9 protein-coding genes are annotated in these 7,581 nt (G+C 60.2%); 4 read left to right on the forward strand and 5 right to left on the reverse strand.

Annotated features, from left to right (window positions below; genetic code table 11):
• Positions 1 to 245 precede the first annotated feature (245 nt).
• Together E5N76_RS28935 and E5N76_RS28940 are read left to right on the forward strand one after the other, a co-directional pair.
• Positions 246 to 605 (forward strand): MobC family plasmid mobilization relaxosome protein, encoded by a 360-nt coding sequence (locus tag E5N76_RS28935; protein ID WP_149541455.1) that lies wholly within the window; start codon positions 246 to 248, stop codon positions 603 to 605.
• Complete coding sequence (locus tag E5N76_RS28940) at positions 559 to 1,932, forward strand: relaxase/mobilization nuclease domain-containing protein (protein ID WP_187830479.1); 1,374 nt, start codon at positions 559 to 561, stop codon at positions 1,930 to 1,932. Before E5N76_RS28935 ends, E5N76_RS28940 begins: the two co-directional genes overlap by 47 nt.
• A gap of 1,018 nt (positions 1,933 to 2,950) precedes the next feature.
• On the opposite strand, the gene E5N76_RS28950 is transcribed toward E5N76_RS28940, so the two are convergent.
• The gene (locus E5N76_RS28950) at positions 2,951 to 3,424 is read right to left on the reverse strand and encodes a toll/interleukin-1 receptor domain-containing protein (protein ID WP_235907958.1); all 474 of its coding nucleotides are present in this window, start codon (positions 3,422 to 3,424) and stop codon (positions 2,951 to 2,953) included.
• A 295-nt stretch (positions 3,425 to 3,719) separates the two neighbouring features.
• Positions 3,720 to 3,866, reverse strand: coding sequence for a hypothetical protein (locus E5N76_RS29960; protein ID WP_187830480.1), 147 nt, complete (start codon positions 3,864 to 3,866; stop codon positions 3,720 to 3,722).
• A gap of 266 nt (positions 3,867 to 4,132) precedes the next feature.
• Here E5N76_RS29960 and E5N76_RS28955 point away from each other — a divergent pair, with 266 nt between their 5' ends.
• On the forward strand, positions 4,133 to 4,705 hold the full coding sequence (locus E5N76_RS28955; RefSeq protein ID WP_149541459.1) for a tyrosine-type recombinase/integrase: 573 nt from the start codon (positions 4,133 to 4,135) through the stop codon (positions 4,703 to 4,705).
• Between the two features lie 365 nt (positions 4,706 to 5,070).
• Complete coding sequence (locus E5N76_RS28960; protein WP_149541460.1) at positions 5,071 to 5,781, forward strand: hypothetical protein; 711 nt, start codon at positions 5,071 to 5,073, stop codon at positions 5,779 to 5,781.
• Positions 5,782 to 6,030: 249 nt separating this feature from the next.
• Here the strand turns inward: E5N76_RS28960 and E5N76_RS28965 are convergent, their stop codons facing one another.
• The 3 genes from E5N76_RS28965 to E5N76_RS28975 form a co-directional block, all read right to left on the reverse strand.
• Positions 6,031 to 6,282 carry a ribbon-helix-helix protein, CopG family gene (locus tag E5N76_RS28965; protein ID WP_149541461.1) on the reverse strand — a complete coding sequence of 84 codons (252 nt, stop codon included), beginning with the start codon at positions 6,280 to 6,282 and terminating at the stop codon, positions 6,031 to 6,033.
• A gap of 77 nt (positions 6,283 to 6,359) precedes the next feature.
• A complete protein-coding gene (locus E5N76_RS28970) occupies positions 6,360 to 6,749 on the reverse strand; it encodes a replication protein RepA (RefSeq protein WP_149541462.1) in 390 nt (129 codons plus the stop codon).
• Positions 6,722 to 7,459 carry a DUF4238 domain-containing protein gene (locus E5N76_RS28975; RefSeq protein ID WP_187830482.1) on the reverse strand — a complete coding sequence of 246 codons (738 nt, stop codon included), beginning with the start codon at positions 7,457 to 7,459 and terminating at the stop codon, positions 6,722 to 6,724. Before E5N76_RS28975 ends, E5N76_RS28970 begins: the two co-directional genes overlap by 28 nt.
• Positions 7,460 to 7,581 lie beyond the last annotated feature (122 nt).

The raw sequence follows: 7,581 nt of genomic DNA on the forward strand, positions 1-7,581 counted from the left end.
CTTGCATAGCTTGCATAGCTTGCATAGCTTGCATAGCTTGCATAGCTTGCATAGCTTGCATAGCTTGCATAGCTTGCATAGCTTGCATAGCTTGCATAGCTTGCATAGCTTGCATAGCTTGCATAGCTTGCATAGCCAGATGTGTTTTTGGTACCCAAAAACTCTGGCCAAAGAGGGGGACGCCCCTCTCTGGACACTCCCCGGCCGGCCGGTGGAGCGGGTGAACTGGATGAGGCAGGGTGTGTATGGCGCGGCCGAAAAAGGCACCGGCGGAGCTCAAGGACGACCAGCTAAAGCTGCGTCTGACGGCGGCCGAGCACGCCGCCATTTCCCGCACGGCCGGAGCCCTGGGGCTGACCACCACCGAGTTCGTCCGCCGCCGCGCCCTGGGATACCGCCTGCCGCCGCCCAGCACCGATCAGCAGGCCCTGGCCAGCTTGGCCGCCGCGCTGATCCCCATCGGCAACAACCTCAACCAGCTCACCCGCGCCGCCAATGCCGGCCGGCTCTTGCCCCAGAGCATCGAGGAGCTGGCCACCCGCATCACCGCCTTGCTGGATGGATTCTATGGTCCCGGCGATGACGAAGGGCGGCCGCAGCTTTAAGGGCGCGGCCGCCTACTACCTGCACGACAAGCGCCAGGCCGGGGAGGCCGAGCGGCGGACGGCTGAGCGCGTGGCCTGGGCGGAGGTGGTCAACCTGCCGACCGACGATCCGCAGCGCGCCTGGCGGATGATGGCCACCACGGCGATGAAGGCGGAGGAGCTGAAAGCGGCCGCCGGCGTGAAGGCGACGGGGCGGAAGATGACCTCGCCCGTGTTCGCCTACAGCCTGTCCTGGCACCCGACCGAGCAGCCCACCAAGGCCGAGCAGATCGAGGCCGCGCGGGCGACCCTGAAGCTGCTGAAGCTGGAAGAGCACCAGGCCCTGATCGTCTGCCACACGGACGAGCCGCACGCCCATGTGCATGTGATCGTCAACCGGGTGCATCCCACGGAAGGGAAGGCGGCCGCGCTCTCCAATTCGAAGCTGGCCCTCTCGAAATGGGCGCAGGCCTACGAGCAGGAGCGGGGGCAGGTCTTTTGCCCCAGGCGCGTCGAGAACAACGCCAGGCGCGAGCAGGGGGAATTCGCGCGCGACCCGCGCAAGAGCCGGCCGGCGTACGAATTCACCAAGGCCGCCGCCAATGACAGCATGCGCGGCGCTTTCATCCGGGCCGAGGAGAAGCAGCGGGACGCCCAGCTCGCCGCCGCCGGCCGCGCCATGCACGACAGCCACGGCCAGCAATGGACGGAGCTGAAGCGCGCCTACCAGGCATCGAAAGACCGGCTCTATGCCCGCGCCAACGAGGAGAAGGAGCGGCGCGCGGCCGAGATCAAGGAGCAATTCCGACCCGCCTGGGCCGATCAGTTCCGCCGGCAGCGGGTGGAGCAGCGCCGGTTCCAGGAGCGCGAGCGCTCGCCCCTCGGGAAGATCTGGAACATGGCGCAGACCCTGCGCGATCCGCGCCTAAAAGCCGCTGAGAGGCCCGCCGGCATGCTTGGCGTGGTGTTCGGACTGTTCAGCGGCACGGAGCGCGCCACGGCCTTGCAGGCCGCCCAGCAGCAGGAGCAGCAGGCCCTGGCCCGCAAGGCCAGGAAAGCCCTGCAGCAGGAACGCGACCGCATCCATCAGGAGACGAAGCGCCAGGCGGACGCGCTGCGTGAGGCCTACCTGAGGCAGTGCGGCGAGCTGCGGGAGATTCAGGCCCGCCAGCAGGCCGAGCTGCGCGCCGCCTGGCAGCGCCGGAACGCTGAACGCAAGGCCGCCTTCGCCCCGATCCGCACCAGGGAGCAGAACTGGCAGCGCCTGGAAGAGCTGGCGCGCGGGCAAGGGCAGGCGAGGGGCCAGGGACTCGGCCGGCAGCGGGATCGCAGTATGCGGCCGAAGTAACTCTTGCAGCAGGAGCATCTGCTTGAGTATAGTCAGGGCCTTCGCCCCTAAGGGCGATGCCCCTCAAGGCGAAGTACAGCAAGATTTGCTGTATGGTGGCAGGGATTAGGAGACCTGCCAGCCTCGCGGCTAGCCACCGCACCATCGCAACTTTACATCGGAGATGTCCATTATGGACGCCTTTCCTCCGGAGATGGTGTGGGCATTGGCTGCGTTGGTGTCTGCCATTTCCAAACTTGTCAAAGCGACTTGGCCGAACGGCTTTCGCCGGTCGGCCGCTGCGTGCTCGGGATCGGAGGGGGCCGGACAAACTGGCCAGCCCCGCTCCGATTTTCGTCGGATGACTCACCCATAGGATCGTAATAAATTAGGGGATGCAGCCGAAGCGTGTAGGGGCCACCACTGGGGCTGCAAAAATCCAGAAAACCCCCTGCTGCTGGTCTTATGCGCGGCGTTCGGCTCATCAAGAGGCCCGCGCAAGGTAGAGGAGAACTCCCGCATGCGGGTGTTCGTCACTATCGAAACCGGCCGGCCTCGCGGGACTAGCTTCCGCTTGGCGTTCGGGGTGCAGATGGCCCCGGTGCTGGTGTGGATAGCTTTTAGGCTTGCGGGGCTGATCTGATGGAGATGGGGTGCCCTGGAAGCAGGGTGCCCCATTTTCCAGAGACCCTACAGACCACCCATAGCGTCTTTCCCTTAGCGATTCTCACAGCAAACAATCATCTTCCAACGGATCGTACCCTGTTGTGGGCTATGTTGCCGATGGTTTTGCGATGGAAGTTTCACGCCCTTATTCGACGCAATTTCATCGCCGCACCCCTGGCACTCATAGATGCCGTTATCTGGTGGCGTTTCCCCCGGCTTCCAGATTTTATCGAAGTTTGCATGTTCGTTTTTTGACAATCTGCTGCCGTCTTTATACCAAGCCATCAGCGATCATCCTCCAAATCCGACGGGTTCGCGCAGGTGAGGGAAGAGCCTGTGCGTATCAAGGTTTGTGCGACGTGGACCGGCCGCCTCAGCAATGGAGTTGTGGGGCGACTAGCTCGGCTAGCTTGGCCGCAACATTTGCCATCGGCTCGTCTGCGGTGCTCAGGCCGCTTCGCGAACCGAGCAAGGGGCTGACTTCGCGGAGAGCCTCGTACGTCGTGCCGTGCACAATGGGAACGAGCAGGTCACGCGCTAGAAGTGCCGAAAGCTCTTTGTCGGCGATGCCCTCTGCTTGAACGCGGCGCAGCAGCGCGGGAGTCACCAGCACGATCCCGACTTTCGACTTTGCCAATCCCTTGTCGATTTCGCGGAGCAGCGACGTGCCGAGGGGAACGTCCTTCTCGCTGAACCAAACCGAAACGCCTCGTGACACGAGCAGATCGTGCAGCTCCTTGGTGGCCCCTTTCCGGTCGTCCCACGCATGGCAGAGAAAGGCGTCCCGAAGGTCAGGCAGGAGCGCTCGCTTTTCGATGCTATCCCGGACCGGCGTGAGTGCTCGCACCTCAGCAGGCGTGTACGCCACGGACGAACCGGCTCGGGACCATCTCGGCCTTGCGCTGCCGCCGGACCCGCCCCCGCTGCTCCGGCTGCCGTCGATGCTCACTGACGGGGAGTAGGACGGAAAGTAGGACGGGGACGAACCGTAGCTGCTGCTGTAGCCGCCGTAGCGGCGGCGGCCGCGACATGCAGGGCAGGCCGCTGCAGCGCTCGCTGAGCGATGGCCCTCAACTGGTGCTGTGCATCTCGCCATATCAGGTAGTCACCATCATCGGTGTAAAGCCTTGAATTAAGAGGTCCTATTTCTTCGAGCTCGGCCGCTGCGTCAGGGCCGAACCGGCAGCGCTCTTGGCAGCCGGGGAGGATTTCGGGTCGGCGAGCACCTTGGCCGCTGCGCTCGCGGCCTTGGCCGAGGTCACTTCACCCTTGCCACTTTTGGAGGCCATGGACTGCTCCTTGCTAGATGTGGGGGACATGAAACGGGTTGAGACACCATATAACGTGTCAATCCTATGCGCGCAAAATTTTCCGAGAGCAATTTTGACCCCTAATTGGGGTTGTGATACACTATTGCTAATTCTGTATCAGACACGTGCCGCCACAGGCGCTTCCGGCGCAGCTCGCAGGGGATAACCCGGCCTGAAAGCTGGCCGCGCCGCGCCCGCGCTGATACAGATTTCATATGAAAGGTATCAGCCAGCCCCAAACGGGCATGCAGCTCTTCGATTCCGAAGGCCGCCGCCTCTACCTCACCGAGGAGGAGCGCCGCGCCTTCGCCGCCGCCGCCGCCAAGGCCCCACGCGAGGTCCGGTCCTTCTGCGGCGTGCTGCACGCGACCGGCTGCCGAATCTCCGAGGCCTTGGCGCTGACCGGTGACCGGGTGGACCTGGCCGGGCGGGTGATCGTGTTCGAGAGCCTGAAGAAGCGCCGCAGCGGCGTCTTCCGGGCGGTGCCGGTGCCGCCCGACCTGCTCGATACGCTCGACCTGGTGCACGGCCTCCGCGAGGCGCAGCGGCGGGGCGGCTCGAAGGTGCTGCTATGGCCGTGGAGCCGCATGACGGGCTGGCGGAGGGTGCAGGATGTCATAGAGGCCGCCGGCATCGCGGACGGCCCTCACGCCTGCCCCAAGGGCCTGCGGCACGGCTTCGGCGTGCAGGCGGTGAGCCGGGGCATCGCGCTCAACATGGTGCAGAAGTGGCTGGGCCACGCCCAGCTCACCACCACGGCGATCTACGCGAACGCTGTGGGTGAGGAGGAGCAGAGCCTCGCCGCGCGGATGTGGTGAAAGCACGCGCTTCTCAGGCCGTGTCGCACACTGCCGGATGGCTCATGAAGCAAGCTCCTATGACCGAGTGCTATGGCATAGGCAGAGAGAAAGCTGCGTGGCTTGCCGGTCACGCAGCTTTCTCCCCGCCCGCGCGCTGTGCTGCACCTCAGTGCAGGATGCAATGCACCATCATCAGGATCACATAACCGCCGATGATCAGACTGTAAGCCAGAGCCTCCATTTCGCCCTCCGCTTCTGGACATAGGCAAAATGGGCTAATCCTAAAAATAGACAACGTATTCAAACAGATAGATAGGTGTAAATAGGTGCTAGAAGGGCCCTTCTAGGCGTGTAACACTACTCTCACATACCAGGAGGAAGACGTGATCATCCCCGACGATCCCTTCGCATTGGTCGCGCCGCCCACGCCCGACTTTCGGGTCCCTGGCTGGCAACTCGCGTTTGCGGATTTCAAATGGTTCTATGTAGTGGGCGCTCGTCACTTCCTAAGTAGGGCAGGAGTAACCAATAACAGCGATGCTACGGAAGCGGCTTATCAAATAAATATTCCAACAAGCTGGAATTATGGTGAATATAATCACGGGAAACTAAAATGGGATGAAGAATTTGCAAGTAATCAAGTGTTGAGGGCCATACATACCAAGCGGCAGGGCTTTGCAAAAGCCTGCTTATCTATTCTTGCCATTAAGCGGGCGGTTGAAATACATGGTCGCCCTGATTTCATTGCAGCCAATTCTGACCGTCCAATATCTTATTGGATGAAAATAGCCCCCGCTACATTCTATATAGTAGATTATACCGACACTAAATCACTGAAGATGAATACTGAACAGATAAAGGAATTTTTGCGATCTGGTTATCAAGAATCTGCAAAATTTCTGGAGGATATTGCTGTCGGACACGGCGCCACATTCCGAACGCTTAACGGAATGTCTGCTTATCTTCGAGATAATAAATATATACCGACCTGCGATGTATTGCCGAAGCATAACAGGACAAGAAATGCCAAAAAACCCAGCCCGAATGAGATGATTAGGCATTTGTTTGATGTCAAAACAGGAGTTATAGCCTAACGCCTAGATGGCGCAGACTATCAACAAGGAGATCTTGATTGCGGGATGATGTGGGGAATTTCTCGAAAAGAGAATTTTTGTCAAAAGAAAGCAAATCGGATACTGTATATATATTTTCCCTCGCCATATCGTTAAAAAGATTACGTATATATCTATCTCCATTAAACAATGACGACAAAACTAACTTGTCGATTTGCGCGGGAGCCGTCTTCCTGTCTATCGTGGCCATTTCATTCTCCTTCTGAACCGTTACGACTTTATTTTGGCCATTTCAACAAAAAGATTTAGTTGCACCGGCTCCTTGTCGGCCTCGATGAGGCGCGCGACAGCGTATCTCACCAGCCAGCCAACTGAGACCTCGTGCTTGCGTGCAATTGCCTCCAGCGCCGCTGCTTGTGCAGGATCAAGGGTGGCGTAAACGCGCGGCTTCTGTGTTGGCACGTCTGCTTGCCCCCGAATCGAGGCCAATTTCACCACATGTGGTGCACCGAAGTGCTGCACGGTGCAACACTTAGATTTCTCCTACAACACTTCCCGCCGCAGGAGTTGCAGGGTCACCCACGCGGCTTGGCAGTCGGCTACTTGCTTACGAGGAGGCGGGTCTTCGGCACCGGGGGAAGCGAGGGGTAGAGAAACAGGCCCTGCCCGTTCACGTCGATCTTGGCGGCCGGGTACACCGTGGCGACCTGCCGCAGGGCTTCCATGAACACCTCCCGGAATTTCCGCAGCCGGGCGTACTCCGCCCCGAACTGGCTTTGCAGCATCGGCCACGGGATGAAGGCCCGCGAGCCCGTCGGAATGCGGTGCAGCCGCTGCGCCAGCCAGGCGTAGATATCGAGCCCCATGGAGGAGTGCGAGAGCGCGGCGATAGCCGGCTCGTTGAGCGGCACGGCATGGTGCTGCAGGCTGGCGAAATAGTCGGCCGGCCGACGGGGCAGGCCTAGCTCCGCTGAGACCTCTCTTTGCATTCCCCCGGCAATGCCGTCCGAACCTTCATCTTCGGCCCTGGCCGGCCTTGGAACCGGGTGTCGTTCGGCAAGTCTCGCAGCCTACGGGATCGGGCATCATCGGGCCGCCTGTACGAGCACTCTCCCGAACGGCCAAAGACCTGCCTGCCTGCGAAATCCAGGACCCCGGCATTGAATCGGTGCACGAAGTCGTCGCTGACATCGACGGTCCTGGTCGTGCCCTCGAACATGCCTACCCACGCCAGACGGCGGGAGATCGGGAAAAAGATCTCGGTTTTCCGCATCCCATACCCGGGCGGATAGACCCCATTTGCCATCTTGGGGTCAGTCCAAGCTAGGCATACCGGATGATCGGAAGTGATGAATCCTTCAGAGCTGATAGGAGCGCGTAGGAGCGTCCATCTTCTATCGATAAAGCACGGTAGAATTTTATCGAAGGTTTCCAGCTCCATTGTAAGGTTATATCCGGGAGAGAAAGAGATTCCATATTCACCTTTGCGGATGAATTCTCGAACCGCTTCCCTTGAAACGTCTGAGCCTTCAACCAGAAATCCCGCCTTCTTGGCCTTTTCAATTTGAGAGTTCCAGATATCGTCTTTTGACGTAACCAGATCTATCATCATCTTATAGAGGCGCGCCTGAAAATCTTGGAACTTCTCCCGATGGCTAGGATTCTTGACAGCCAAAAGGCCAACAAGGTTGAGTCTCACCCATCCCCTCATTTTGAACCGGCGTTGGCTCGCACGAAGAGGTTGGCATCTGCCACGGCCTTGGCGAAGCCCTGCATCAGCGGCGCAAGGCGCGGCTGTGGCATGTTGGGGATGAGGTCGTA

Source organism: Siccirubricoccus phaeus (genome assembly GCF_008360935.1).
GTDB lineage: Bacteria > Pseudomonadota > Alphaproteobacteria > Acetobacterales > Acetobacteraceae > Siccirubricoccus > Siccirubricoccus phaeus.

What these genes read in the sequence shown, in the direction of transcription:
- E5N76_RS28935 (WP_149541455.1), top strand. Translation starts at nt 246, where the DNA reads ATGGCGCGGCCGAAAAAGGCACCGGCGGAGCTCAAGGACGACCAGCTA.
- E5N76_RS28940 (WP_187830479.1), top strand. Translation starts at nt 559, where the DNA reads ATGGATTCTATGGTCCCGGCGATGACGAAGGGCGGCCGCAGCTTTAAG.
- E5N76_RS29960 (WP_187830480.1), bottom strand. Translation starts at nt 3,866, where the DNA reads ATGGCCTCCAAAAGTGGCAAGGGTGAAGTGACCTCGGCCAAGGCCGCG.
- E5N76_RS28955 (WP_149541459.1), top strand. Translation starts at nt 4,133, where the DNA reads ATGCAGCTCTTCGATTCCGAAGGCCGCCGCCTCTACCTCACCGAGGAG.
- E5N76_RS28970 (WP_149541462.1), bottom strand. Translation starts at nt 6,749, where the DNA reads ATGCAAAGAGAGGTCTCAGCGGAGCTAGGCCTGCCCCGTCGGCCGGCC.